The sequence below is a fragment of the Streptomyces sp. MP131-18 genome, from assembly GCF_001984575.1.
GTDB lineage: Bacteria > Actinomycetota > Actinomycetes > Streptomycetales > Streptomycetaceae > Streptomyces > Streptomyces johnsoniae.
The window spans coordinates 573,788-574,635 of record NZ_LZNS01000001.1 but is presented as its reverse complement, the minus strand read 5'-3'; the positions used below and the strand labels follow the sequence as shown (position 1 = coordinate 574,635).

At 64.6% G+C, this 848-nt stretch carries 1 protein-coding gene; it reads left to right on the top strand.

Annotated features, from left to right (window positions below):
* Nucleotides 1-17: 17 nt before the first annotated feature.
* Nucleotides 18-848 (top strand): acyltransferase domain-containing protein (locus STBA_RS02565; protein WP_290443978.1); only part of this gene is annotated, 831 nt, incomplete at its 3' end.

Here is an 848-nt window from a genome sequence, read left to right as displayed (position 1 = left end):
CGGGCAAGACGGCGTTTTTGTTTACGGGGCAGGGGTCGCAGCGGGTGGGGATGGGGTTGGGGTTGTATGGGGTGTCGGGGGTGTTTGCGGGGGCGTTTGATGAGGTGGCTGGTGAGTTGGAGGGGCGTTTGGGGTGTTCTTTGGTGGAGGTGATTCGGGGTGGGGTTGGTTTGGATGAGACGGTGTTGACGCAGGCGGCGTTGTTTGCGGTTGAGGTGGCGTTGTTCCGGTGGTTTGAGTTTCATGGTGTGGTGCCGGAGTTTTTGTTGGGGCATTCGGTGGGTGAGGTGGTGGCTGCTCATGTGGCGGGGGTTTTGGATGTGGGTGATGCGTGTGTGTTGGTGGCGGAGCGTGGGCGGTTGATGCAGTCGGTGCGTGGGGGTGGGGGGATGGTTGCGGTGGAGGCGGGGGAGGGTGAGGTGCGTGAGGTGCTGGGGAAGTTGGGTGGTGCGTTGTCGGTGGCGGGGGTGAATGGTCCGCGGGCGGTGGTGGTGTCGGGTGATGTGGGGGTGTTGGAGGAGTTTCGGGGTGTGTGGCGGGGGCGTGGGGTGCGGACGAAGCGTTTGGCGGTGAGTCATGCGTTTCATTCGTCGTTCATGGATGAGGTGGTGGGTGAGTTTCGGGAGGTGGTGTCGGGGTTGTCGTTGCGGGAGCCGCGGTTGGGTGTGGTGTCGAATGTGTCGGGGCGTCTTGCGGAGCCGGGTGAGTTGGTGTCGGCGGATTATTGGGCGCGTCATATGCGGGAGGCGGTGCGGTTTGCGGACGGGGTGGGGGCGTTGGAGGAGTTGGGGGTCACGCAGTTCGTGGAGCTGGGCCCGGACGGCGTCCTGACCGCCCTCGTCCCCGAC